The 26382-nt window shown below is 39.8% G+C and carries 16 protein-coding genes; 1 reads left to right on the top strand and 15 read right to left on the bottom strand.

What is annotated here, in order from left to right; all coding sequences use genetic code 11:
• Nucleotides 1–10: 10 nt before the first annotated feature.
• The 7 genes from AC6I5C_RS05850 to AC6I5C_RS05820 all read right to left on the bottom strand — a co-directional run bounded on the left by AC6I5C_RS05850 (nt 11) and on the right by AC6I5C_RS05820 (nt 15093).
• Nucleotides 11–2884, bottom strand: a complete 2874-nt coding sequence (locus AC6I5C_RS05850; RefSeq protein ID WP_497904345.1) for a TIM-barrel domain-containing protein — start codon at nt 2882–2884, stop codon at nt 11–13.
• 50 nt (nt 2885–2934) lie between these two features.
• Nucleotides 2935–5409 carry a beta-galactosidase GalB gene (gene galB / locus AC6I5C_RS05845; RefSeq protein WP_497904344.1) on the bottom strand — a complete coding sequence of 825 codons (2475 nt, stop codon included), beginning with the start codon at nt 5407–5409 and terminating at the stop codon, nt 2935–2937.
• Between the two features lie 149 nt (nt 5410–5558).
• Nucleotides 5559–7457 (bottom strand): hypothetical protein, encoded by a 1899-nt coding sequence (locus AC6I5C_RS05840; protein ID WP_497904343.1) that lies wholly within the window; start codon nt 7455–7457, stop codon nt 5559–5561.
• Nucleotides 7458–7478: 21 nt separating this feature from the next.
• Nucleotides 7479–9086 (bottom strand): RagB/SusD family nutrient uptake outer membrane protein, encoded by a 1608-nt coding sequence (locus AC6I5C_RS05835; protein WP_497904342.1) that lies wholly within the window; start codon nt 9084–9086, stop codon nt 7479–7481.
• A 10-nt stretch (nt 9087–9096) separates the two neighbouring features.
• Nucleotides 9097–12228: a SusC/RagA family TonB-linked outer membrane protein gene (locus tag AC6I5C_RS05830; protein WP_497904341.1), complete on the bottom strand. Its 3132-nt coding sequence runs from the start codon at nt 12226–12228 to the stop codon at nt 9097–9099.
• Nucleotides 12229–12268: 40 nt separating this feature from the next.
• The gene (gene xylA / locus AC6I5C_RS05825; protein WP_497904340.1) at nt 12269–13594 is read right to left on the bottom strand and encodes a xylose isomerase; all 1326 of its coding nucleotides are present in this window, start codon (nt 13592–13594) and stop codon (nt 12269–12271) included.
• Between the two features lie 2 nt (nt 13595–13596).
• Nucleotides 13597–15093 (bottom strand): xylulokinase, encoded by a 1497-nt coding sequence (locus AC6I5C_RS05820; protein ID WP_497904339.1) that lies wholly within the window; start codon nt 15091–15093, stop codon nt 13597–13599.
• Between the two features lie 373 nt (nt 15094–15466).
• Between AC6I5C_RS05820 and AC6I5C_RS05815 the strand changes: the two genes are divergently transcribed.
• The gene (locus AC6I5C_RS05815) at nt 15467–16186 is read left to right on the top strand and encodes an NUDIX hydrolase (protein WP_497904338.1); all 720 of its coding nucleotides are present in this window, start codon (nt 15467–15469) and stop codon (nt 16184–16186) included.
• Nucleotides 16187–16253: 67 nt separating this feature from the next.
• On the opposite strand, the gene AC6I5C_RS05810 is transcribed toward AC6I5C_RS05815, so the two are convergent.
• From AC6I5C_RS05810 to AC6I5C_RS05775, 8 genes are all read right to left on the bottom strand, one after another.
• Nucleotides 16254–17024: a 3-hydroxybutyrate dehydrogenase gene (locus tag AC6I5C_RS05810; protein ID WP_497904337.1), complete on the bottom strand. Its 771-nt coding sequence runs from the start codon at nt 17022–17024 to the stop codon at nt 16254–16256.
• A complete protein-coding gene (locus tag AC6I5C_RS05805) occupies nt 17017–17799 on the bottom strand; it encodes an alpha/beta fold hydrolase (RefSeq protein ID WP_497904336.1) in 783 nt (260 codons plus the stop codon). Before AC6I5C_RS05805 ends, AC6I5C_RS05810 begins: the two co-directional genes overlap by 8 nt.
• A gap of 10 nt (nt 17800–17809) precedes the next feature.
• Nucleotides 17810–20296, bottom strand: a complete 2487-nt coding sequence (locus AC6I5C_RS05800; protein ID WP_497904335.1) for a TonB-dependent receptor — start codon at nt 20294–20296, stop codon at nt 17810–17812.
• Between the two features lie 148 nt (nt 20297–20444).
• The gene (locus AC6I5C_RS05795; protein ID WP_497904334.1) at nt 20445–21869 is read right to left on the bottom strand and encodes a hypothetical protein; all 1425 of its coding nucleotides are present in this window, start codon (nt 21867–21869) and stop codon (nt 20445–20447) included.
• Between the two features lie 3 nt (nt 21870–21872).
• Nucleotides 21873–22817 carry an alpha/beta fold hydrolase gene (locus tag AC6I5C_RS05790; protein WP_497904333.1) on the bottom strand — a complete coding sequence of 315 codons (945 nt, stop codon included), beginning with the start codon at nt 22815–22817 and terminating at the stop codon, nt 21873–21875.
• Nucleotides 22818–22819: 2 nt separating this feature from the next.
• The gene (locus tag AC6I5C_RS05785; RefSeq protein WP_497904332.1) at nt 22820–24319 is read right to left on the bottom strand and encodes a class I adenylate-forming enzyme family protein; all 1500 of its coding nucleotides are present in this window, start codon (nt 24317–24319) and stop codon (nt 22820–22822) included.
• Nucleotides 24316–25806 (bottom strand): sodium:solute symporter family transporter, encoded by a 1491-nt coding sequence (locus tag AC6I5C_RS05780; protein ID WP_497904331.1) that lies wholly within the window; start codon nt 25804–25806, stop codon nt 24316–24318. The genes AC6I5C_RS05785 and AC6I5C_RS05780 overlap by 4 nt, the downstream gene beginning before the upstream one ends.
• 204 nt (nt 25807–26010) lie before the next feature.
• A complete protein-coding gene (locus AC6I5C_RS05775) occupies nt 26011–26364 on the bottom strand; it encodes a heavy-metal-associated domain-containing protein (protein WP_076662160.1) in 354 nt (117 codons plus the stop codon).
• Nucleotides 26365–26382 lie beyond the last annotated feature (18 nt).

Genomic DNA, 26382 nt, shown 5'->3' with positions numbered 1-26382 from the left:
TGTCTACAACTTATTTTAAGTTGATGGTCTGTGCTTGCCCGTTGTACTCTACAGTTTGTCCTTCGGCATCATAAGTAAATGCCTTTGGATTGTCTTTGTTAACAGGTACAATCACGAATGTTCTGTTTTCAAGCATGCCTTCAAACGCTCCTTGACGTTCACCAATGGTTAAAGTCCCTTCGGCCTCGTTATATTGGAATGGAATGTGAGCATACTTACCTTTTTCGTAGTTGTAGTTTACACCTTCGTCTTCATATAAATTGAAGCTTCCGTCTTTTCCTTGGTATACATACAATACGATAGTTTCGGCTGGTTTTTGATCTGTATACTGAATCTCTGGACCTACAGGAATAATAGAACCTTCAGGAATGAACAATGGAATACGACCATAAGGTGCGTCTACTGTTTTCGACTGTCCTCCGTTGATGAATGCTCCTGTGTAGAAATCATACCAACCGGAAGTGCTTGGGAAATACACCTCACGACTGCGTGCGCCATATTCGTAAACTGGATTCACCATTAAGGATGGTCCAAACATGAACTGATCACTGATGTTTTCAACTTTCTTATCCAAAGCAAAATCCATTACCAATGGACGCATGATGGTATAATCATCGAAATAGGTTTTCCCTGCCAAGGTATAGATGTATGGCATTAAGCGGTAACGTAAATTTGTGTAATACAAAATTGACTCGTAAGCAGGATGCCCTTCCGGAGCAATGTGCCAAGCTTCACGGAATGGATACTGACCATGTGCTCTGTACAATGGTGCAAAAGCACCAAATTGATACCAACGCGCATTCAACTCTCTCCATTCTTTATAATCTTCAGTCTCTTGTCCAGATTTGTTATAATCCAATTGAGCCGCTACATAACGATCTTCCACACAGAACCCACCAATATCCATGGTCCAGTAAGGAATTCCGCTTACCGCGAAGTTAAGTCCGGCAGAAATCTGTGCTTTCATATCTTCCCAACGGGTTGCGATATCCCCACTCCAAGTAGCAGTGGAATAACGTTGTAGGCCCGCAAAACCAGATCTTGTCAACAAGAACACACGCTTATTCGGTTCAACATCTCGTTGTCCGTTGTAAATAGCCTCGGCATTCATCAAGGCATATGTATTGAAGTATTCTGTTGAAGGTCCTAAAGCTGTTGGCCCTTGCAATGCCTTACGGTATTCCATATCGGTGCAATCCAAAACGTTTGGCTCACTGGCATCCATCCACCAGGCGTCGATGTTCAATGGATAGTAATGCTCATAAATTTGGTTCCAGAACAATTTTCTGGCATCTGCAGAATAGGCATCGTAGAAGGATCCAATATATCCAGGACCTACCCAATCGCGAATGCTATCCTTGATAGCCTGTCTGTACATCCATCCTTTTTGATCGAATTCCTTAAAGTGTTCTGTATTTTGGTAGAACTTAGGCCATACAGAAATCATCATTTTCCCGTTCATGGCATGGATAGAATCCAACATTCCCTTTGGATCTGGAAAACGAGCTTTATCAAACTCATGACTTCCCCATTGGTCTTCTTCCCAGTGGTTCCAGTCCAATACAATATTGTCGATAGGAATTTGACGTGCTCTAAACTCTCTCAAAGTACTCAAAATCTCATCCTGGGTTTTGTAGCGCTCACGGCTTTGCCAATATCCCATAGCCCATTTTGGCATCACTTGGGATTTTCCTGTAAGGGTACGGTAACCTTTAATAATCTCGTCCATAGAGTTTCCGTGAACAAAGTAATAATCCATTTTTTTGTTCATTTCACTCCACCAAACTTGGTTTCCTTTTTCAACTTCAGGTTGTGGCGTTCTCACACGTAAACCACAGTAAGAACTTCCTCCGTTTGGTTGCCATTCTATACGCAATGGCACACGCCTACCAGCTTCCATGTTGAAGGTAAACTTATAGCTGTTAGGATTCCAAGCCGTTCTCCAACGCTCAGGTACCAAAAGCTCATCATTTAAGTATACTTTAATGTATCCTGCGTAGTACAAGATAAAGTTGAACTCACCACTTTCAGCAGCTTCAATGTCCCCTTCATATAATACTTCAGCATTTTTTAACGGGAAGTTGGCCGGTAAATTTTTAATGCTCTTAACATCTTCAAAGAAAATAGACGGCTCATCCCTTACAATCGTTTGCCCGCCATTATCAGCAGTTTTGTAAGTTCCCGTTAACGCATTTTCCTTGCCTTCTTTATTATAAAGTTTAAACACTTCATTCAATTGCAGGTAGGGACGACTGTCACCAAAACGACTCAAAGCATAACTGTCCCAAAGCAATCCGTAGTTTTTGTTAGACACAATAAATGGCACGGAAACCTTAGTGTTATATTGAAATAACTCTTCGCTTTTATCTTTGTAATTGTATTCATCGGATTGGTGCTGTCCTAAACCATAGAAGGCTTCATCTTCTGGCGAATCGAAGATTTGACGAACGCTGTAACCTTTTGTTCCTTCAACTTCTATAGGCTCAAAGGTTTTTCCGCCTCCAGCTTGTTCTGACAGAACTACCTTTCCGTTTTTATCCTTAAATGTAATTCCTCCATCAATGCTAGACACCAACACATTTAGAGCCTTTGTTGAAAGCGTAATGGAATCGCCGGTTTGCGCAACGTCAAACGGAACCGTCTTAATATTTGGAAGAATAATTAAACTAGAATCTTTTGGAAATTCCTGATCGGGAGTTGCCGACACATGAATCAATTCATCCCCTAAAACTTGCAGTCGCAGTTTATGTACATCGGTGTTGTTGGCCTGCTTCACATTAACAACAATACCATCAGTCGTTTTCTGATACAGTTGTTCCTCCTTAGCACAAGAGGCAAAAAGCAAACCCGTTAATAAACCCAGGTATATTTTGTTTCTTTTCATTGTGATTGTGTTTTCTTCCTTTAATTTATGATTTGAAATACATTTAAATTCTACTTAGTTGTCACCGTAATTGTCGCTTCTTGCAAGCCTTCCGAAGTCACTTTCAGAGTGGCAATTCCGGCCTTATCTGTAGATTTCACTACTACCAAACATTTTCCGTTTAGAGCTTTGTGAGTCTTCCCTTTGAACGATTCATGATTGGTTGGATCACCATTGCCTACAGCAAAGATTTCCCCGTTTCCTTCTATTGAAAAATTCAATTGATTTTGCGCTGTTGCCACAAAATTTCCATCGGCATCCACCACATCTACAGTAATAAATGACAGGTCTTTGCCATCTGCCGTAATGGTTTGTCTATCGGCAGTCAATTTAACCGTTGCTGCTTCCCCTGCTGTTTTTAGTTCTTTTTCCAAAACTACCTGACCATCTTTTCTGGAAACAGCTTTCACTGTTCCTGCTTCAAAAGGAATTCGCCACATCACGTGCAAATCGTCTCCCTCCTTTTTCTTAATGCCCTGTGATGTTCCGTTGACGAATAATTCCACTTCATCGGCATTGTTGTAATAAGCCCAAACATCTACGGCTTCCCCTTCTGTCCAATTCCAATGAGGAAAAATGTGAAGTACATCCTTATCGGTCCATTCACTTTGGTACATGTAATAGACATCTTTTGGAAAGCCTGCCAAATCCACAATTCCGAAGTAAGAACTTCTAGATGGCCATACATACGGCGTAGGCTCACCTATATAGTCGAAACCTGTCCAAATGTACATTCCAGAAAGGAAATCGTATTTTTTAATGATCTTCCAAGTTTCCTCATGGGTGGAGCCCCAAGGGGTGCTCACCTGGTCATAAGCCGACACGGTGTTTCCAGGATTTCCGCCATCGAAAGGAATATCCCAACGCACTGGCCAACGCTTTAAAGTATCTGACTTTTTATCGTAATACCCTCTGGTCTGTAATCCCGAAGTTGTCTCCGTTGCAATAAACGGTGTCTCTGGGAAATTCTGTTGGTGAAAAGGAAAGGTATTATGTGCGTAGTTGTAACCTATCAAGTCCAATACACCTGAGGCAGCTACTGGATTTAAACTCGCCTTTTCTACATCGAATTGTGTCGTTACATCGGCATTTGGCATGTTTACCGGTGGGTTCATGGCCACTGTAATTGGTCTAGTAGTATCTAACTTTCGAACAATCGCCTTTAATTCCTTAGCCGTTGTAACTCCCTGTTCATTCCACTGCTCCTGAATTTCGTTACCTACACTCCACATAAAAATACTCGGGTGGTTACGGTCACGAATAATGAAGTCTTCCAAATCCTTTTGATGCCATTCTTTCCAGTAATTGGCATAATCATGAGGCGATTTGGTGTTATTCCACATGTCGAACATTTCATCCATCACAATGAAGCCCATGGTATCACACAATTCCAATAGTTCAGGTGTTGGTGGGTTATGGGCAGTTCTAATGCCGTTCACTCCCATCTCCTTCATGATCTGCAATTGTCGCTCTAAAGCGCGTGTGTTTACAGCTGAACCCAAAGGCCCTAAATCATGGTGGTTACAAACCCCTTTAATTTTTACTTGTTCCCCATTCAACAGAAAGCCTTTGTTCAAATCGAATTCAAAAGTTCGGATACCAAAAGGTGTTGTATACACATCAACTGTTTGTCCTGCAACCTGAACTTCGGTTTTGGCGGTGTACATTTCGGGATGTTCCACAGACCATAATTGCGGTTGTTCTACCGTGATATTTTGAGTAATCACTTTGCTTTCATTTGCATTGATACTTGCTGAAGCAGTAGCTGTCCCCACTTGTACATTGCCTTTATAAATGCTTGTAATTACAGTAGCCTCTTTTGCTTCGGCATCCTCATTTTTAAGATTGATTTCCAAAACAGTTTCTGCCCGCTCTGTTGACACGTTAGGAGTCGTAATAAAGGTTCCCCAAGTATCTACATGCAATTTGTCTATGGTCTTCAACCATACATTTCGGTAAATTCCAGATCCGGAATACCAACGGGAATTAGGTTGTTTGGAATTATCAACTTTTACTAAAATTTCGTTCTCCTGACCATCGTATTTTAAGTAAGGTGTAAGGTCGTACTCGAACCCAATATAACCGTTGGGACGATTTCCTACATGATGACCATTAATCCATACGTCGCTGTCCATATACACACCGTCGAAATGGATAATCGTCATTTTGTTGGCATCTTCAACTGTAAATGTTTTCTTGTACCAACCTAAACCTCCTGGTAAATACCCGCCACCTAAATCGGCAGGATGGTCTTTTTTGAACTCGCCTTCAATGCTCCAATCGTGAGGTACATTAAGAGTACGCCAATTGGTGTGTTCCGAAATGGAATCGGATGCTTGAGCGGCTAAATAAAACTGCCAATTATTGCTAAAATTCACTTCTCTTGCGGAGGTTTCACCAGAAACTTTTGGCGATTGACAAGAAGCGCAGACAACCAAAATTGTTAAAAATACAGGTATCGATTTAAGCGAAAAAAAATTGAACATTGCTCTAATTGGATTTTGTTTGTGTTACTATTTATAAATAGGTAAGAAGCAGTAAAACACACTGCTTCTTACCATCATTTTAATTCAATATGACAATTGCAATTGTCATGATTTTTCAGTTTTTATCGGCTAAAACCGATGGTGATAGATTAGTAAATTACAATACTTTCAACGGTTGCAGAAACGGCGCTTACATCCACAACTTCACCGTACATAGTAATCATGTTACCTTCACCATCATCTACTTGATAGGAATTTGCAGGATCTCCTAAACCTGGAATATCAATAGTAAACACTCCACAGTCTCCTCCTGGTAAGGAATTAATAGAAACTGTATAGGTTCCATCACCTGTAACCGCTACAGCTGGTGTATTTCCACTAGCCCAAGAAGTATCAAAATAAAGGATAGCTGCGTTATAGCTTCCTGAAGCGCCTTCAACCAAATTACCATCAATGCCACTCAAGGTAAATGTAACCTCCATGGTATTGTTTCCAGGTATTAAAGTCTGATCGATTGGCGAATCAGCAGATGTACTACCATATTGATTATAGATTTCAATACGGAATTTTCCGCTGGTTTCTAAATCACCAAAAACTATTTTGGAGTTGTCTACAGGAATTTCAGTTCCTTCAACATCTCCTCCACCTCCGGAGCCACCAACATTTGGCACTAAATGGAAGGCCGTATATTGCGTTGGGTTATTCACATCATCAAGAGCCCCTAACCACATATCGGATACATTACCACTAGGATCTGTATCTATACGTAAAATACGTAGTTCATTATTGGCATCGGCACCAAAATAGGCCCAATTTATCAATTGGAATGAAGGTACAGGAACAGAGAATGAGTAAATTCCAGAGTTGTTGATTGCATAGGTACCATCTGTTGTAGTTCCATCAGGAGATACAAATGCCACTGTATTATCTACAGAATTTAAAGTCATAGAAAAATCTCCATAAACAGCAGGATCCGGAGTGCCTAACCAATCTGGATAATCTTCAGGAGCTTGCCATCCATTCATCATATTACCACCTAAAGTTGCCCAATCTAATGGATTGCTTTCTGATAATTTCCACTCAATAGCTGTGGTTGTAATCTCAGAAATAATATCTTCCCATCCACCTGGCAAAGTTGGTTCTTCTGGTCCTGTTTCCTCTGGTACCCAGTTATCACTATACTCTTGAGAAATAAAGTTAAAAGAAAGCATAGCAGGATCGCAATCTCTAATAACCCCCAATTGCATGGTATCTTCCGTTAAGGAAAGAATTACCAATGAGTTCCAGTTGCTCACACAATCTTCATAAATAGCATCATGCAAAATGCTAGCATTTGAAGTCGTTAATGTGTAGTTATCTTTATCCAAGAAATAGGTTCCCGATTGTTCTCCGTACTGAGGCAATGTAAGGTGGTTTACAGTCATGTAAGGACCTCCTTGTAAACTGAATGTCATTTCACCAAAATCTGCAGGTCCAGAGAATCCCCATCCCATAATACTGTTTAAATCTGGCGACCAGTTCCAACAGTCATCTCCATAACAACCATCTTCACCACCTTCTAGCCAGCCATTATCGGTTCCATAGAAGAACATCGGTCCAGCAAAATATTTTGACACACCGTCTGCATCTACATCCAACAACCAGGTTTTAGAGTTTCCTACACCTCCTGAAAGCAATGTCCATAGAGGGTCGTTCACATAGTTAAGGTTATCTTCTGTAACTGTAATAGGAATAGGCTCAGCATCCACAACGCCACCATCCGTTACGGCAGAAAACTTAATGGTATACTCACCAGCAAAAGCATAACGAATAGTATCAATTGCTCTATTGGAAACTCCTGTACCGTAATCCCATACAGGCACCGTTTCTGGGGTATTGTTTATTAAAATAACCGTATTACCTCCTTCATCTATAGAGTAGTCCTGGACTACCGTGAAGTCAAGTTCTGAAGGATCTAATATTCTTCCCAACTCATTGTCGTCATTACTACAAGTGAAGAAGGTCATTAAGATCCCAATTAACATAAAAATTTTAATAGTACTTTTCATAATTTTCTATTAATTAGTTAATTACCAACCAGTGTTTTGTTGCAACACACCACCCGATAATGTAATTTGTGTATTAGGAATTTGCGACAATCCCTGAGTGGTTTGGAAGTTAGCCCCAGAAATAATTTTAGTTTCCTGAATATTACCAGTTAATACTGAGGTACTCTCCTCAAGTTCTGCGGCAGCAGCACCTACGCCTTGGCGCATTAAATCCCAATATCTGATACCTTCCAAAGCAAACTCCTTATGTCTTTCGTTCAAAAGATTTTGCGGATTAAGAGCCAAAGGAGTAAAACTGTTTCCATAGGCACGTTGTCTTACTTCATTAAAATAACTTTGTCCGCTACCGCTTCCTAGTTCGGCAGCCATTAACAATACATCAGAATATCTAATAGCGAAATAGTCTTGGTATTGCTCAATTTGGAAATCTCCAGTTGCAAATATCTGAGTAGTACTTACTAGGTTACCTTCTTCATCATAGGCAGACATAGGGGTGTACTTTTTATTGTAGTAGCCCGTATATTCTCTTTGTCCTTCAAAGTTATCAAAAGGAATACCTTCTTCATCTACTGCTATTACCGTTGCAAAACGTCTGGTATCTCCATCGTTATACAAGTCGTATAATTTTTCAGTAGCTGTAATTCCCCATCCATTACCGTAAGGGAAGCTCATAAACTCACGCATACCAAACAACACCATCCAGTGGTTACCGTCTGTATTGCCGTTATAGTCACTAGTATAAGTGTATTTTACAGAAAATACAATTTCCTCATTGGCTTCACCGGCATAAGTTGTTCCCTCTTCATTAGTACTAGCCGCTGGCCATAAGTTGGCAAAATTAGGCACCAAGGCATGACCACTAGAAGCAATTACATCTTCCATATGTGCCAAAGCATCAGCTTGAGATACCAAACCAACCAAATCTGAAGCTCCATAGTATCCTGTGTAGTATAAATACACACGTCCTAACATGGCCTTAGCCGCCCAACGTGTTACACGACCATTAGGCACCGCATTATAAGCTTCATTTGGAATATTTTCGGCTGCATACAATAAATCCTCAGCAATCACCGTGTACACATCTGCAGGATCTGCCTGTGGAATGTTTTCGGTTGAAGGCTCTGTCAACAAAGGAATGTTTCCCCAAAGGCGTACCATGTCAAAATACAAATACGCTCTGATAAAACGCGCTTCTCCCACATAACGGTTTCTCAATGCTTCCTGTCCAGTCCAATCTATTTGATCGATTCTTTGCAACAACACATTACAACGATATAGTGCTTGGTAATACTTAATCCAAGTGTCGTTGTACAAGTCCTGATAGGCAGGGGCCACATTCATATCGAATTCATCAATAGCTTGATAATCTGGATTATCCGAATACCCAAGACCACTAAAGCAGTCATCGGACATTACTTCTGATGCCGTGTAGAATGTTCTTCCAGAAGCTCCAGTAACTACCTGTAAGCCATCATAACATCCTATCAAAGCCGAATAGGCATGCTCAGGAATTTGGTAAAAACTCTCGTCTGTTGTATCTGTTATGGGTGCCGTGTCTAGAAAGTCATCGGAACAACCTACCAAGGCCAGCATTCCCAGAGCAACAATATATTTATTAATTCTTTTCATGATTCAATTTTTAAAATTTAACGTTTAACCCTAACATATAGGTTCTAGGTCTAGGATAATACCCTACGTCTACTCCAGAGGAGAAGTTGTAATTGTTATCAGAAATTCCAAATCCTACCTCAGGATCCATACCATTATAGTTTGTAAACGTATAAAGGTTCAATACGGAGAAGTATAAACGGAATTGCTCAGCAAAGAAATTTTTCTTTTTGGCACCTCTAGCAATATCATATCCTAAAGTCATGGTGCTAATTCTTAAGAAATCCCCATCATGAACAAAAATATCAGAAAACTGGTTGTAGTTTCTGTTATCTACGGTTAGTCTAGGTAAGGTATTTGAAGACCCTGGCCCATGCCAACGATCCAAGATAGCACCCGTCCAGTTTTGGTTGGCTGCCGTATTTCTGTACGACTGTACAATTTGGTTACCTGCAACTCCATTGGCCTGTAAAGAGAAATCGAAGGCTTTGTAGTTAAATCCTAAAGAGAATCCATAAGTGAAATCTGGGTTTGGATCCCCTATTTCAGTTCTATCGTCCCCATTAATCACACCATCTCCATTGGTATCTACATAAATTAAATCACCTGGTTGTGCATCTGGCAGCAACAAGTTACCATCGGCATTTACATAGTTATTGATGTCAGCCTCGGTTTGGAATACGCCAGCCGTTTCATAACCCCAGAAATACCCAAGAGGATGTCCATCTTCGGCTCTATAAAATTCTTGAGAGTTATCCCAAAGCTGGTTGCTCAAACCGTGAATGATCCCGTCTTCCGTTGGAATTTCACCAACTTCGTTTTTATTGTATGCACCGTTGAAGCTTATATTATAGCTGAAGTCTTCGTTTACATGATTATTGTAACCTATTACGGCTTCAACCCCTGTATTCACAACACTACCTCCATTAATAAAAGGGGCATCAGCTCCCGCTGTTGCTGGAATTGGGGCCAACACCAACCAATCTTTTTGAGTTTTACGGTACCAGTCGAAAGCAAGGGTTAACTTAGAATCTAAGAATCTGGCATCAAATCCAAAATCCAACTCTTCGGCTGCTTCCCATTGCAAATTTTCGTTTGGTAATCTGTATGGATAAGCACCTGGGGTTAACACACCTTCTTGATCTCCAAAACTATAGTTGGTATTTTGGGTTCTTACCAAACCTAAGAATTGGAAATTTCCAACATTTTGGTTACCAACTTGTCCCCAGCTTCCTCTAAGCTTGAAGTAGTTCATGAAAGAATCGCCATCTCCCATAAAATCTTCTTTACTGATGACCCAACCAGCTGATACAGATGGGAAGTATCCCCAACGGTTTCCTCTAGCAAATTGCGAAGATCCATCGGCTCTAAAAGTAGCATTCAATAAATACTTCCCTTTGTAGTTATAATTCAAACGTCCAAAATATGACATTCTCTTGGCGATGGCTGCCGGACCTCCAGATAAAGAAATCTGTGTCCCATCGGCATTGGTAGCATTGCTTAACCATGCATGGTTCAGATCATCATACAATAAATCTACATTCGAACCAGACATAAAATGACCATCATATTTAAAGGCTTCCGTACCCAACATTGTCTCGAAATGATGGTTTTCACCCAAATCAAAATCATATGTCAACAAATTAGTCCATATCATGCTTTTGCCTTTGCTCATGTTTTGGCTTACACTTCTTAAATTACTAAAAGCATAAATAGACAATTCATAAATTGGCGAAAAACTGTGTCCTTGACTGGCATAGTAATCTATCCCCAAATTCGTTCTAAAATTCAAATTTTTAGCTAACTCAAAATCGAAATACACATTCCCTACCAATTTTTGGGTGTCATTTTCATTTTGGTTAGAATACACCATTTGCGCATATGGGTTAGACACTCCCTGTAACCATGGATCGCTATATCCAGAAGAGTTAAAGAAGTCTCCATTGGCATCATACATTGGGAACAATGGATTGGTTTGGAACGCACCTCTTAAAGCGTTGTTGTATTGGTTTCCAACACCGATACCATTATTGTTAATCCAAGCGAAACTGAAGTTTTCACCAAACTTCACTCTATCACCGTATAATTTATGCTCCGAATTGAATCTGAAATTATAACGTTCGTAGTAAGAATAATCTTTACCTCCGACAATACCGGCTTGGTTCAAATAAGATAAAGAGGATGAATAGGTAGAAGTTTCAGATCCACCAGAAACACCCAAGGTATAATTTTCTGTTGGAGCTGTTTCGAACATTTCGTCCATCCAATCAGTACCGTTTCCGGCATTGGCAATATCATCATCAGAAAACTGTCTAGCCATTCCAGAATTGATTCTAGCTTCATTTATCATGGTCATATACTCCGTAGCATTTAGCATGTCTATCTTTTTAGCCAGCGTTTGTACCCCATAAAATTGGTCGAAAGTGATTTGTGCTTTTCCTACCTTACCTTTTTTGGTTGTAACCAATACTACCCCGTTAGCTGCCTGAGACCCATAGATAGCCGCAGAAGCCGCATCTTTTAAGATAGAGATGCTTTCAATATCGGCATTGTTAAGATACGAAATATCTCCGGTTTGCACACCATCTACAATGTACAATGGCGAATTGCTTCCCGCAGAACCCAAACCACGAATTACTACATTCATGGATTCCCCTGGTTGCCCAGAAGTAGAGGTAATTTGTACCCCTGCCGCTTGCCCTTGCATAGCTTGAAGCGCATTGGTAGTACTTTGCTTTTGAAGGGCTTCCCCATCAACTTGCAGATTGGCACCTGTGGTCAATTCTTTCTTTTGAACACCGTACCCAACCACTACCACTTCACTCAATTCTTCAACATTAGTCTCCAATTGAATGTTAATTGTGGTTCTGTTTTGAACACTTACCTCCTGGGTTTTGTATCCAACATAACTCACTACCAACACCGCATTTGGCGATACCGTTAGCGAGTAGTTTCCGTCGAAATCTGTGGAGGTTCCTTTTGTTTCGTTGCCCTTTACAATAATCGATGCTCCTGGAATTGGCATTCCGTCGGCAACATCTTTTACTACTCCGGACACAGTGATTTCACTTTGTGCAAACATGGATTGTGTACTGAATGCACAAAGTAAAATTGCCACCAAAATGGCCAACACTCCAGAAGAGTCATAAAATTTACTTCTCATAATGAAAAACGTTAGTTTAATTGATTAATTTAAATGTTAATTAGTAAGCGTTCGCAATGATTTGCTCAAACAATTCTTGCTTGCCGCTTATTTGCTGTGGTTCCCCATTTGCTCTTCCAATTTTGCTTAGCTCTTCCAAGGACAATTCTCCCTTTTCAAACTTAGCGCCATTACCAGAGTCAAATGATTGGTAACGTTCTGTTCTTAACTTTTTATAGTTGGTATTCTGTAAAATATGATCTGCACATATCAACCCTCTAGCAAAAATATCCATACCAGAAATGTGGGCGATGAACCTATCTTCAAGGTCTGTGGAGTTTCTTCTCACTTTCGCATCGAAGTTGACACCTCCACCTTGGATACCACCTCCTTCAAGAATCACAAGCATCGCTTGAGTAATCTCATAAACATCAATTGGGAATTGATCTGTATCCCAACCGTTTTGATAATCTCCGCGGTTAGCATCGATACTTCCAAGTAATCCGGCATCAACCGCAACCTGCAATTCATGCTCAAATGTGTGCCCTGCCAAAGTTGCATGGTTCACTTCCAAGTTCAATTTGAAATCCTTTTCAAGACCATAATGTCTCATAAACCCAACACAGGTAGCTGCATCAAAATCGTATTGGTGTTTTGATGGCTCCATTGGTTTTGGCTCAATTAAGAAATTCCCTTTAAATCCTTGGCTACGTCCATAATCTCTACACATGGTTAAAAAACGAGCCATATGTTCCTGCTCACGTTTCATATCGGTATTTAGCAAGCTCATATATCCCTCGCGGCCACCCCAGAATACGTAGTTTTGTCCACCTAAGGCAATGGTGGCATCCATAGCTATTTTAACCTGGGCTCCCGCATAGGCTACAACATCAAAATTTGGATTGGTAGACGCTCCGTTCATGTATCTTGGATTTCCAAACAAGTTGGAAGTTCCCCAAAGCAATTCAATTCCGGAATCGGCTTGCTTTTGCTTCGCATATTCCACCATTTGCTGAACTCTATTTTCAAATTCAGCCAAGGTTGGAGCCTCGTCTACTAAATCTACGTCATGAAAACAGTAAAATGGTATTCCCATTTTTGACATAAACTCAAAACCGGCATCCATTTTATCTTTTGCTCTCTGCACCGCATCTTCACTTTTATCCCAAGCAAAAACTGATGTTTCCTTACCAAAAGGATCTCCTCCTTTATCACACAGTGTATGCCAGTAGGCCATTGCAAAACGCAAATGATCCTTAAGCGGCTTCCCTGCTACAATTCTGTTGGCATCATACCATTTAAAAGCTAGTGGGTTATCACTCTCTCTTCCTTCATACTTAATAGTATCGATTCCTTTAAAGTAAGCCTGTTGGCTATTTGTACTCATAATTAAATTTCTTGAAGTTTAATGTGTTCTTTCCAATTAAAATATATGTCCTCATACTGTGCCGCCAAATCCTTGTTAGGTTCCAACTGCTCAATACATTCCAAATCACCAAAAGCCTCCGCCAAAGTTTTATAAAATCCAAAGCCATAAGCCGCACCTCTAGCTGCACCTTCAGACCCCGAATTGTTATAAAGCTCCAATGAAGTTTTGGTTGTGTTCACAAAAATTTCTCTAAATACCGGGCTCAAGAATAAATTCCCTTTGGAAGCCCTAACGATGTTGCCTGAAACCCCAATGGATTTCATGACATCAAACCCATAATTCATAGCAAATACAATGCCTTCGCAGGCCGCTCTTACCAAATAATTGGAATTATGGATATTGAAGTTTAAGTTCTCAATTCCAGAGTTCACCTCCTTATTGTCAAAAATGCGCTCTACGCCATTACCAAAAGGATAGAACCTTAAACCCTTACTCCCTATTTCAGCTTTTGCTGCTGCACTATTTAAAAGTTCATAAGAAACCAATTCATCGCTTCCTAAAGACATCATTTTTCGTAACCATTGATACAAAATCCCAGAACCATTAATACACAATAGCACGCCGTTGCGCTTTTGAAGCTCTGTATTGTTCACATGCAAAAAGGTATTCACCCTGTTTTGCTGGTCCATATGGTTTTGATCCGAAACAGCATAAATCACTGCCGAAGTTCCAGCAGTAGTCGCAATTTCACCTGGATTCAAGACATTCAAAGACATGGCATTGTTTGGCTGATCTCCCGCGCGATAGGCAACTTTCACTTTTGGATCCAATCCCAAATCGGCCGCAACAGCGGCATCAATAGTGGCGTGCTCACCAAATGTTGGCACGATTTCCGGAATTTTACTCAATGGTAAGCCCATGCCATCCAAAATCTCGGTTGCCAATCTATTCTCCTTAAAATTCCACAAAGCCCCTTCAGACAAACCTGAAGTACTGATTTGAGGCACCCCCGTAAATTTAGCCGCGATGAAGTCCCCTGGAAGCATCATATAAGCCGCCTTAGCAAACACCTCTGGCTCGTGTTGTTGCACCCATTTAAGCTTAGAAGCCGTAAAGTTACCAGGTGAGCCTAATATTTGCTGTTGGCAAACCTCAGTCCCGATGGATTCATAATACTGCCTCCCAATTTCAGCTGCTCTTCCATCACACCAGATAATAGATGGACGCACTGGGTTTAAAAACTCATCCACCAACACCAAACCGTGCATTTGGTAAGCTATACCAATAGCAACGATTCGCTTAACATCTATAGAGTGCTTGTTTTTAAATTGTGAAATTCCGCCTTTGATATACTCCCACCAAAGATTGGGATCTTGTTCAGCCCACCCCAATTGAGGCGCATTGATTTCTGTTTCAAAATCAGGTACAGAAATTGTCTTCAACACACGTCCGTTATCCCCATCGAATACGGACATCTTAATTGAAGAACTACCTAAATCTATTCCTAAAAAGTACATGGATAGATATATTTTAGTTTCAAATAGTTTAAAAGACTATTAGTATTTGCCCAAACCTCATCATAACCCCCTCATTTTAAAAACCCTGCTCTTAAACAATTCTTATGGTTATTTTGACTACAAGTATACGCAAGATTGTTGGATTTAACAAAAAATTAATGTTTATTTTTCAATTTTCTTAAAAAAAATTTAATTAAATGAGTATTTCGTAATATCTTTGAAGTCAAATCGATAAGGGTTTTAACATTCTTTTTTGTACACGCTCTTTTTCGATTCATCCTGAAATATCTTATTTTGCCATTTTATGGTCTAAAGGACATTTACATATTCCCAGGCCATAAAATTATTTTGCGACATTTACAGCATCATGCCAATGGTTAAGAAATTTATTGACGAAGAGTCTGGAAAGGTAATCGAACGCTCTGTGATGAACTCCATTACAATCGATTGCGTTATTTTTGGTTTTGACAAAGGAAGCCTTAAAGTTTTATTGGTTGAACACGCCGAGGGTATCAGCAAAGGAAAGTGGGCCCTACCTGGAGGTTGGATTAAGGAAGAGGAAAGCATTGACAACGCCGCCCACCGATTACTAAGAGAGCTTACAGGGCTCGACAACATCTACCTAGAGCAGTTAAAAGCTTTTGGTGATCCTGACCGTTTCCCATTGGGCAGAGTTATTACCATAGGCTATTATGCCCTTATCAAGATTGAAGACTACAACATTACCGCCGGATTTACCGCCTCGGATGCCAAATGGTACAATGTCGCGGATATTCCGGAGCTTATTTACGACCATAATAAGATTATTAATTTCAGTCTAAAACAATTACGAAATAGAGTAAAACAAGCCCCCATAGGCTTCAATCTTTTACCTGAAAAATTCACACTTCTGCAACTTATGCAGCTATACGAGCAGATTTTAGGTATTGAAATGGACAAGTCCAATTTCCGAAGAAAAGTTTTACGAATGAAGCTCCTACAAGCCTTGGACGAAAAACAACAAGATGTTTCCCATAGAGCAGCCAAACTATATCGTTTTGACTACGCCATCTATAAAAAGCTCACGGAAAAAGGATTTAATTTCGAGTTTTAATCTTTGTACAAAAAAGAGCCTGAACTTCAGTTCAGGCCCTAATTCACAAAATCAACTCAAACAAAATTTATTGTGCACTCCAGCCTCCATCTAAGGTAAATGCGGAACCAGTAATAGTAGTAGAAGATTCTTTAGCCAAAAGCAATGCCATATCGGCAATAGCCTCAACAGGCACAAACTCTTTCACCGCCTGTTTTTTCAACATCACCTTGGCAACCACCTCATCAGGCGTCATATTATGAGCCTTTGCTTGGTCCTGAATCTGCCCTTCAACCAAAGGCGTTTTTACATACCCAGGACAAATGGCATTCACCGTAATATTAGAGCCCGCTCCTTCTAATGCCAACACTTTGGTCATCCCAATCACGCCGTGCTTCGAAGCCACATAGGCCACTTTAAATTCAGACGCCCTGAGACCATGCACAGAAGACACATTAATGATTCTTCCAAAATTCTGCGTCTTCATATACACCCAAGCTTCCTTGCTGGCAAAAAAAGCTGCATTAAGATTAATAGCTATGATATTCAAATATTTTTGATCAGGAAATTCTTCTATTGGAGACACAAATTGAATTCCGGCATTGTTCACCAACACATGGATCGTCCCGAAATACGCCACAGCATCCCGAACCAATTGTTTCACCTCCTCCGCATCCAATAAATTTGCATTGGAAAAAGAGGTCTTTACATTAAATTCTTCAGAAATTCCTTTAGCAATCTCTGCCCCATTCACTTCCAGTCCATGAAACATTATATGATAGCCATTTTTAGCAAATTGTCTCGCAATACCAAGCCCAATACCACTGGTACTTCCAGTTATCAACGCTACTTTATCCATGCATCAAAAATTTATAAAGTTCATAATTAAAAGCCCCTGCTTGATCCATAACCACCCCATGTCTTGAATCTTTGATTACAACCAATTCTGCATTTGGAAGCTCATTGACATAGGCTTTTTTAAAATCAACAGGCGTATAATCCATATCTGAAGCAATTACTAAAGTCTTAGCTTTGATCTTCTGTATTTCTTCTCCCAGCCCCCATTTCATCAAGGTAACAAAAGACTGGTAATAAGCATTCAAATCATTTTGTTTGCAACGCTTTTCAAAAGCCTCTCGCATGTCTTCCTGACCTTCTTCAGGAAACATATTGAAAGCAATTTGTTCCGCTAAAGGACCGATCCCAAATTCATTTAAGGATTTGGTTCGCTCAGCAACCATCTGGTCACCTATCTCACCCATAGCATTAAAATCTGGACCGCTATTTACAATTACCAATTTGTCCACCATTTCAGGGAATTGGCTCGCAAACTGAAACGCAACGGCACCACCCATGGAAAATCCAACAATAGTGACTTTCCCAATATTTAGCTGCTCCAGAAATTGCCTAATGTCCTCGGTCATAAAGTCAACCCCATACCCCGCTTCTGGTTTTGAAGTTTCCCCATGCCCCCTAAGGTCCACCGTGATTACTTTAAATTCCTTTGAAAAGACCGGGACTTGCGCATCCCAGTCTTGTTTTGTTGAGCCTAAACCATGGAGTAACAAAAGCACATTTCCTTCTCCTGCCACCTCATAGCTCAGGTCGATATTATTTACTCTCAAAAAAGGCATTTGCAGTGGATTAGTTAGTAGCCGATTTTTTCTTGAAGAAATTCATTTGATATTTCAACTCCACAGAGAATAAAGTCTCTATTACAGGAGAGGCCACGAACTCACGAACCTCAGCATTGAACAAGTTGGTTACACTTGCCCCAACAGAAAGCTCATCTGTGATATAATACCCTACATTGGCATCTACAGTAAAGCCCCCTAGAGGACCATAGTTCCAAGACCTTCCATTTCTAGCGTTCTCAATAACATCATCAACACCATCCCCATTCAAATCTTGAGTTTCGGCTGCTGTATAGATTCCTGAGAAGAAATCGTAATCCTGCACCCATCTTCCAAAAATGGATCCATAGAATTTGTTTTTAGAATAATGCAATCCTAGAGCCAACTTGTTTGCCGGCGTGTTCACTGGCAATTCAGATTCCAATACTTGTCCATCCAAGTTACCATCATTGGCAGGATCATTTTTATCTAAATCCCTCCCGAAGTAAGAGTAGTTAAGAGTCGCTCTAAATGCATCGGAAAAATAATAGTTCAAACCAACATCAAATCCATAGGTATCCACCTTACCGAAGTTTTGATAAGTCAAAATTACAGCTCCGGTAGATCCTGGCACCACCTCATCAATTGGCTTGTCCCCCACATGCGTTACCACAACACCATTGGCTGCATCCGTAATCGTTCTAAGTGGACTGATAAAGTTTTCAGATTGGTTGTAATAGGCATTGGCATCAATAAATAATTTATTGGCGATTTTTCCTTTGTATCCAATTTCATATGTATTGATAGACTCTACATCCAAAGGAGACACTTTGTTCCCATCAGACAAGGTAAACCCTTCTCCGTTACCCAATACCAAACCGCCAAAAAGGTTTCCTTTTAAGTTCAAAATAGACGGCACAGCGATTCCTTTTCCATAAGTCACCCTAAGTTGTCCTTCTCCAAGCGCCTTAGTAATAGCCGCCTTTGGAATAAAATTGGAACCATACAAATCATGTTTATCCAATCTGGCTCCAAGAAGGAATCCCCATCCTGAACTTGGAATGCTATATTCCGTTTGCGCATAGAAACCCGTTTGGCCAATGTCAATTCCACCTTCATCCAAAAGATATGTCCCTTTAGAATCGGCCATATCCAATTGGTACTGCGCACCAACAGTTAAGTCAAAATTCCCCCAGCTATTGTTGTATTGCAATTCCGAATTGAAACGTTGGGAAGCATCTTTGAACACTGCACCTCTAGGCAATACAATACCGGTATCCGGTCCTGTTGGATACCACTGCTCCGTATATGATCTTGCCAAAGCCTCTTCTTCCGAAAAACCATTATTTATGAAGGACACATAGTTTTGTGTTCTTTGATTAATAGCATAAGTATCGTCAGTATTACTCCAAGTATAGTTTACGTTTGCAAAGAAATGCTTGGAAATATATTTTAACTGAGCCACGTCAATACTCCAATCCTTAATTTGATTTCTTCCAGCGTTTGTAACCGCTAAATTATTGTTGTTACTGTGACCATAATACCCAATAAGCTCTGAACTAGACGTAGGCCTGAAATACAAACCAGCTCCATATTTTTGAGTATCAAAATCTCTATCCAATTCCAATTCCTTGTAAGCTGTAGTTCCTACATACACACTATCCACATATTCAAAATCCTCTCCTTGAGATCTTTCAAAATGGAACTTGAAAGCAAACTTATCACTAACCACTTGCGCATGACGAGCACGGGCTGTGAATACATTTTGGTTTCCACCTCCCAAGGCCAAAGTTGTCCCTTCTGAAGTAAATGGATTTTTAGTTCTAGTACTAATCAAACCATTGTGGGCATTAGGCCCATAAAGTGTTCCGTTTGGTCCCAACAAAATTTCAACTTGCTCGATATCGTCTGTAGTTACCGTAGCAAATGTTCCTAATGGCAAACCAGTAGCAATCAAGGTGGATAATCTATCATCCGTCACCTGAAGGTTTTTAGAATTAAAGGCTGAGTTGAATCCTCTAATGTTGATTCCTGTTCCCAAAACCCCGGTTCTCACAAAATCAACCCCTTTTTCACGAGCAGCCAATTCTCCAACATTAAAACCTACATGTTCCTTAATGTCTTTGGAAGTTATCACGTTAACCGTTGCCGGCACATCTGTCATTTTTTGAGGTTTTTTGTTGGCCGTCACCACCACTTGCGAAAGCATACTTGTAGACTCCGCTAAAACCACATTAACCTCAACAGTTTGTCCCGCCACTACAGAGACTGATTTGGTAATTGTTTCGTACCCCAAATAAGAGTACACAACATTGTAAGTGCCCGCTGGAACATTTTCTATAATGTACGCTCCATCAAAGCCAGAAACCACCCCCTTGTTCAAACTTTCAATATGAACCGTTGCACCAGAAACTGGCACATTGTTCTCATCAAGAGTCAATCCTTTAATACTCCCAGAATCCTGAGCAGAAGCATAAAAAGAAAGTAACAAAGCGATAAGTGCAAAAAATTTCTTCATTGTTTTCATAAATAGTTAATTAGATTACCGCAATCTATCATGAAAATAATTTAATGGCCTATCTGGATTTTTAGCATTTTGCTGCGACTTTTAAACATCAACTCTCATCAAAACACACAAAACATACATTTTTAAATAAAAACCCCCATTATAATTGCATGTGTGACTTTAGATATAAAAAAGCCTCAGGAAGGTTATTTGACAGCTTATCGATGACTTGAGTCATCAACAATTTTTGGTTATCAGTCGCTTCAATTCCTTGAATTGGCTCCTTAATTTCCTCCAATAACTTACTGGAATTAATCTCTCCCTCCATATAGCGAGACAAGGAAATACTCCACGAAATATTAGGCACATAATTGCTCTTGCGCTTGCGTTCAATTTCTCGTTCCTTCAAATTGAATTTCTTGGTCAGTTTTAAAACCTCGGCATACTTTTCCTGAATAACCAACACATTGATATAGGACGTGAAGAAATGATGCCATCTATGGTTGAATACTTCCGTTTTATTATGTTTTAAAAACAGTCTAGCCAAAGTTTCTGCTTCATGGTATTTATGAAGATCTGTCAACACCCTAACTTTATAGGATACATAACTATTTTTCTGGTGGTTGTTATGCGTGGTATCAAACAATGGCTTGTACTCTTCCAGCAAAGAAAAAGCGAGTTGGGTTTTCTTATTCCTCAACGTAATAGCCACAAGGTTATTGAGATACATTAGGGTATCGTCATTATACTGACGTATTGATAAAAACCCATAATATTCAGCCTTCTGAAGCTCATTGTCCTTAGAATGCATCAGCACCCTATTGGCGTAGTAATTGGAAAGTAAACGACGGGAATACATTTCACCTTGACTGAAAAACACATCAATTTCATCAAACAAGAATCTTAGCTTTAACTTTTCATTGTAATTGGTGTACATAAAAGTGAGCAATACAAAAGCCTGATACCTATTTTTCCCATCAACGGTGTTAGACCTAAACACTTCCAACAACCAATCTTCCCAATATTTGGTTTCTTTATTATTTAAGGTGTATTGACTGGTGATTTCCTCGGTAGCGTTATAAAGTTTCTCATGGATTTGAATCGCCTTTTCATAATGCTCCCTGTAGGCCTGCAGAAAATCGGCTACTATTTTATGATCTCGGTATCTCATCCTTATAAGAAGATAGGACTGATACTCCTTTACCAACTCAAATAAATTCTGAAAATAATAATCGATATGCTTGTAATGATGTAGGAAATTAAGGAACTCTTTTTCGTCCTCATAACTTATGGCATCGGTAAGAATCAATTGGCGCAACCGAAGCAACCACACAATGTTTTTATCGACATCTATGGCCTCTAGCTTTTTGTCTACCCAATTTTTTATATAGGTATACTTTCGCTTGTCAATATCGACATCAAAATCTACAAAACCTGTTTCCAAAACAGCATTGTCGATAATTCGGGTAAGGATTTGCATTTTTTCGTCATCTTGAATTTGATGACTTAACGAAGCCAAATATTTGGCTTCGTTGGGCAAGATATTTTTACTAAATTCTGTAAACTTCTTAAGTTTAACCTTCATTCTTTAGGGCGTCTCTACAAACTGCGAAATAAAAACATTCACTTCCATTGGCTTTTCAAATTGCACAAAATGCCCGCTGTCATTTATCATTTTCACCTCAGCCTGTCTTATCTCTTCTTGGGCGATTTGTGCCACAGCTTGCGTGGTTAATTGAGGATGAAGATAGCCATTTGGAATCAATTTATCGTTATTGCCAAAAATAACCAACACGGGTTGCCCAATCCTTTTCAAATCCTCAAACACAGGATCATCCAACATCCCCCAGACACTGCTTACAATGGCTTTACAGTGCATATCAAAATCGGCCGCATCCCTAATACGCTTTCTATCCGCTATCATATTATCCACCTCTTTTGGTTGCTGAAAAAAGTTGAGCGCATAATTCCTTTCTATTTGGGCATCGGTGGTTCCTTTTACCACCGCTTCGGTCATGGCACCTTTCATAAGATTGGCCTCCGCTTCAGAAAAGCGTTCAATTCCCGCCGGTGCCACAAGTACTAATTTTGAAATAGCTTCAGGGTGATTTACAGCCAATTTCACACTGGCCTGGCCTCCCATGGAATGCCCCACCAAAATCACATTTTTAAGCTTTAGCTCAAGGATAAATTGGTGCACCACATCCGCAAAAAACGTAGATGTATATTGGGTTTCAATAATCGAAGATTTTCCAAACCCAGGTAAATCCAACGCAATGCAAGTGTACTTATCTTTAAGCTCCTGAATATTTTTAGACCAAGCATCGGCATTACTGCTCAACCCATGCACAAACAACAGGGTTTGTTCATGATTACCCTCCTTTACATAAGCCACTTCCAAACTATCGAAAGTGACGTAATGCGTTTTATATTCATATTCTGAAAGCAGCTCCTTCATAGCAAGCGCTTTGTTTTGAGAAATTCCTACCATAGACAATAAACAAAAAACAGACAAAAAAAGGAACGATTTCATCACTATAATTTTAACGTATTAAAATACTTGTTGAGCTTTTTACGAGACACCTTGCTTAAACTGGTAAGCGGGATTTCGTCCAAAACAAAGATGTATTTAGGCTGCTTAAAATCGGCTATATTTTCTTTTAGGTAAGCTCGAAGCACTTCACTGGTCACTGCCTTATCCTTACTTTCCACAAAAGCGATTCCACAGGCACCCCAACGCTCACATTTGACACTGAAAACTGAAGCTTTGGTAACTCCTTGATAATTTTCCAACAACAATTCTATTTCCTGGGGATAGATATTTTCCCCTCCCGAAATATACATATCGTCAATGCGCCCCTTTAGATACAGAAAGCCTTCTTCATCCTTTAAAGCCAAATCTCCCGTATGCAACCAACCATCAACAATCTTACTCTTAGTGACTACAGAATTGTTCCAATAACCAGGAGTAACAATATCTCCCTTTATACACAATTCCCCTATTTCACCAACACCTAAAGGCTCATCATTTTCATTCACGATTTTTAGATCCAAATAGAAGTTTGATTTCCCAATGGAATTCGGTTTTAAAAGAGCCATATCATGATGGAGCGATGTAATGCTCGGCCCTGCTTCTGTTAAACCATAGCCTGGGCGGATATAGATATCCTTTTCCTTTTTCCAAAAGGACACCAATTCTGCATTTACCTTTTCACCCCCGGAAATGATATATCGCAACTTCTTTAAATTTACCCGTTTGAAAACTTCCGTCTTTTGCATCATTAACAGCATTGTGGGCAATGCCATGAACAAGGTTGTTTTTTCAAGCTCCAATAAACAGAGTGCTTTTTGGGCGTCAAATTTTTCCATCATTCCAATGTGGCCACCTTTATGCAAGAGCGGTGTAATAAACACATTCCATCCTGAAGTATGATAGGGCGGCAAGGTATTGATTGTAGAATCCCTATAGGTAATCCCCAATTGCATGGAGGTATTCAAACTATTCCAGAACAACATTCTATTGGTATAGATGACCCCCTTGGGCAATCCAGTTGTACCTGACGTATAAAAAATAAACAACGGATTGTCTTCTTTAATATCATAATCGCGTTCAGGTACCGACACCTCTTCTTTATAAGCCTCGATGACACGTTCCATGTTCACGGTTTCAATGCCTTCCAAAGTCAATTCATTTAACTGAGAACACAATGTTTCACTAAAAATCAAAATTCTTGGATTGCAATCCTTAACCAGTTTATTCAATTCCCTGGATGCCATTCTATAATTAAGTGGCACTAGAATTAGCCCCATTCGCTGACACGCCACAAACAACACAATGTAAGCTACATTATGCTCCGCAATCACTGCAATTCTGTCTCCTTCCCGATACCCGGCCTCATGAAATTTCTCAATCAACCTATTGGCATAAATATGCACATCTTTATAGGTATACTTTTCATTGGAGGCATACGAAGTCAATGCCACTTTATAAGGCGTATAATCAGCCCATTTTGCTATCCAGTCCAATACATTCATACCAAGACAGGTTTTCTATTCAACTTATATAAAACATACCCCACTATCAAGGATACCACAATAGCTATTGCAGCCGATACCCCAGGGTTATTTACAGGCTCCTGCATATATGGCGTTAAACGTCCATAATAAATTCCAAAATGCACTACAATGGCCGTAACACTAGCAATAAACACAGCGTTCAGGGGCACTTCTTTCAGGAAAATTCCAAAAAGCACCGGAACAAAGGCTGCTGCAAAATAGGCATACACCCCGTTTTGCGCGAAAATGGCAACACTCACGTTGGGAGACTTGATTTGCTGCCAACTCAACATAAAACTTACACAGGCTAATATCAATATTACAATTTTATTGATCATAAAAGAATTGTTAGTGACCTTGCCCTTAAAAATAGGTTCCAATATATCGGAGGTCACCGTTATAGAAAGTGACTGAATCAAACTCTCTAAAGTTGACAATCCTGCTGAAATGAGCCCAACCACGATTACCATACCAACGCCTACCGAAAATTTGGTCACCACATACGTTGGAATGATCTCGTCCATTTTCAAAGTCTTCCCCATTACTGTCAACTCAGGAAAGGTTAAGCGCGCATACAAACCAACCACTACCACCATAAAAAACACAACCATGACAGCAATGGCACTAAACAGATACGAATTCACTTTGGTTTGATCTTTCAACAACAACGATTTTGTTATGATATGAGGCTGACACACAATAGCTATTCCAATTACAATTTGAACTACAACGATTTCGAAATAATCGCGAAATAAAAAACTTCGGCTATTTGTAGCCTTAGACAGATTAGGATCAATATTGGAAAGTTCATTCAATATTCCAGTAACTCCTCCTTCAAAATATTCACGACCTGAAGTTATCAATATGATAGCTACAACAAACATGATGACCGCTTGAATGGTATTGGTATACACCATGGAATTGGCCCCTCCAAACATCATATACCCAAACACAAACACCGTAATCCCCAAAAGCACATAAAAAGGCTCTACATTCAAAGACTTTGAAATCACCTGAGTTACCCCAACATTAATGAGCACGATAAAAGTTATGAGCAGCATGGCGGTAACCGCAAAAAAGAACGCATAGTTTTTACTTTCATAACGTCTTCCTATCCATTGCGCCATGGTGGTTGCCTTTACCACGTTGCCATGTTTGGCAAAACCTTTGGTAAACATGATCAAAGAACCAAAAATGGCAATCGGCATGACAACCGCAAACGAAATCACCCCTGAAACCCCATACAAGGCGATAAAACCCGGATTAATTATAAAGGTTGCCGCACTGGTCATGGAAGCCGCCAAGGACAAACCTACCACCCAAGGAGAGAAACCTATATTTCCAACCGCATAATCGGCTATACTATTTGCTTTTTTAGCACCACGGATTACAAAAAAAAGAATTACAAAAGCATAACATGCCAAAAGAATCCACATATAGGTTACCCAATCATCGGTTGCTACCATAAGTTATATTTAAGGTTTTCACAAATAAAAAAAATAATCCCTGAAGGCAATCACAATATCCCAATCCAAGCGCTACGACTTTTACAAAAATTATTAACAAAATAACTAATTCACCCATAATAACAACAACTTACCAATGTGCGACTATAAAAAAAGCGCAGTAATTAATTACTGCGCTTTTCCATATTTAAACATTAACGCTTTCTAGTTTTGATGATCTTCTTTTACATCTTGATCGCGATATCTACAACAAGCATGCACACTATTATAAGCTTCCTCTGTTGCGGTCATCTCTTTAGTATCATGTCCTACGGCCACGATATTTTTTTGGATGCTATCCAAATTGGTTTTACGCTCATCGTAAATCAGCTTTAGCTCATGGGTATCGACATTCCAAACTGCGGACTTCACCCCTTTCGTTTGTATGCACGCCTTTTCAATTCGCTCCTTACACATCATACAAACACCATCTACCTCTAAAGAAGCTTTTGCATTTTTATTTTGGCCTATAGCAGTAATTCCCACCAAAAACATTAGGCCCATTATTAGTTTTTTCATCTTTCTACAAGTTATTTT

It is taken from the genome of Mangrovimonas sp. sgz306409 (assembly GCF_059735265.1).
The sequence above is the reverse complement of the archived record's forward strand: the minus strand, read 5'-3'. Positions and strand labels throughout refer to the sequence as shown.

What these genes read in the sequence shown, in the direction of transcription:
- AC6I5C_RS05800 (WP_497904335.1), bottom strand. Translation starts at nt 20,296, where the DNA reads ATGAAGAAATTTTTTGCACTTATCGCTTTGTTACTTTCTTTTTATGCT.
- galB (WP_497904344.1), bottom strand. Translation starts at nt 5,409, where the DNA reads ATGTTCAATTTTTTTTCGCTTAAATCGATACCTGTATTTTTAACAATT.
- AC6I5C_RS05775 (WP_076662160.1), bottom strand. Translation starts at nt 26,364, where the DNA reads ATGAAAAAACTAATAATGGGCCTAATGTTTTTGGTGGGAATTACTGCT.
- AC6I5C_RS05780 (WP_497904331.1), bottom strand. Translation starts at nt 25,806, where the DNA reads ATGGTAGCAACCGATGATTGGGTAACCTATATGTGGATTCTTTTGGCA.
- AC6I5C_RS05810 (WP_497904337.1), bottom strand. Translation starts at nt 17,024, where the DNA reads ATGGATAAAGTAGCGTTGATAACTGGAAGTACCAGTGGTATTGGGCTT.
- AC6I5C_RS05795 (WP_497904334.1), bottom strand. Translation starts at nt 21,869, where the DNA reads ATGAAGGTTAAACTTAAGAAGTTTACAGAATTTAGTAAAAATATCTTG.
- AC6I5C_RS05805 (WP_497904336.1), bottom strand. Translation starts at nt 17,799, where the DNA reads ATGCCTTTTTTGAGAGTAAATAATATCGACCTGAGCTATGAGGTGGCA.
- AC6I5C_RS05820 (WP_497904339.1), bottom strand. Translation starts at nt 15,093, where the DNA reads ATGTACTTTTTAGGAATAGATTTAGGTAGTTCTTCAATTAAGATGTCC.
- AC6I5C_RS05785 (WP_497904332.1), bottom strand. Translation starts at nt 24,319, where the DNA reads ATGAATGTATTGGACTGGATAGCAAAATGGGCTGATTATACGCCTTAT.
- AC6I5C_RS05840 (WP_497904343.1), bottom strand. Translation starts at nt 7,457, where the DNA reads ATGAAAAGTACTATTAAAATTTTTATGTTAATTGGGATCTTAATGACC.
- xylA (WP_497904340.1), bottom strand. Translation starts at nt 13,594, where the DNA reads ATGAGTACAAATAGCCAACAGGCTTACTTTAAAGGAATCGATACTATT.
- AC6I5C_RS05790 (WP_497904333.1), bottom strand. Translation starts at nt 22,817, where the DNA reads ATGAAATCGTTCCTTTTTTTGTCTGTTTTTTGTTTATTGTCTATGGTA.
- AC6I5C_RS05850 (WP_497904345.1), bottom strand. Translation starts at nt 2,884, where the DNA reads ATGAAAAGAAACAAAATATACCTGGGTTTATTAACGGGTTTGCTTTTT.
- AC6I5C_RS05835 (WP_497904342.1), bottom strand. Translation starts at nt 9,086, where the DNA reads ATGAAAAGAATTAATAAATATATTGTTGCTCTGGGAATGCTGGCCTTG.
- AC6I5C_RS05815 (WP_497904338.1), top strand. Translation starts at nt 15,467, where the DNA reads ATGGTTAAGAAATTTATTGACGAAGAGTCTGGAAAGGTAATCGAACGC.
- AC6I5C_RS05830 (WP_497904341.1), bottom strand. Translation starts at nt 12,228, where the DNA reads ATGAGAAGTAAATTTTATGACTCTTCTGGAGTGTTGGCCATTTTGGTG.